The 809-nt window shown below is 60.4% G+C and carries 1 pseudogene; it reads left to right on the top strand.

The features are described 5' to 3' along the window. A pseudogene (locus ACSFA3_RS24935) lies at nt 1-809 on the top strand (UvrD-helicase domain-containing protein); the annotation flags it as partial.

The raw sequence follows: 809 nt of genomic DNA, 5'->3' as shown, positions 1-809 counted from the left end.
CCGACGAAATCCGCAAGACGGAGGCGTTCATCTATCACCCGGACCGGAACACCTACGGACACGGCGCGCTGTCACACGCTGAAGTCCTGGAAGTAGCGGCATGGCTCATTCGTGAGCGGCCTACTCTGCAGCGCGTTCTGGAAGATCGGCATCCACTCATCCTCATTGATGAGTCGCAAGACACGATGAAGGGTGTTCTCGATGCCCTGTTCGAACTTTCGAAGAGCCGCCCGGGTCGCATCACGCTCGGTCTCCTAGGCGATCATCGGCAGCGCATTTACCCTGATGGCCACGACGACCTGCCGTCACACGTGCCCGAGGACTGGGAGCGCCCCGCGCTGCAGATGAACCATCGCAGCCAGCAACGCATCGTCGAGCTTATCAACAAGATTTGGGACGCAGACATCGAAGGCCGTACTCAGCCCAAGACTGGCGTGCCTCAGCATTCGCGGACGGAGAAGAATGCTGGCACGGTCCGCATCTTTGTCGGAGATACCAAGACGGATACGGCCAACAAGATCGAGCAGGAGGCGAGCTGCGCGCAGGCCATGGTGACCGCAACTGCCAGCGTGGCCTGGCGGGGGGATGTGCGAGGCTACAAGACGCTCGCGCTTGAGCACAAGCTGGCAGCCAAGCGAGGCGACTTCTTCGAGGCATACAACGCGATGGACCTATTGGACAAGGATGCCGCAATGCCCAAAAGCAACGGGGAGCGAACCGGTCCTGCCATGGTTCGGCCGATCCTCGGCCCAATGCTTGAGCTTGCCGAGTGCCTGCTACCGGATGGCTCGCTAAACGAATTTGCTGCT

Source organism: Variovorax glucosi (assembly GCF_051216695.1).
GTDB lineage: Bacteria > Pseudomonadota > Gammaproteobacteria > Burkholderiales > Burkholderiaceae_C > Variovorax.
Note: the sequence above shows the minus strand (reverse complement) of the source record. Positions and strands in the feature narration are given on the sequence as shown.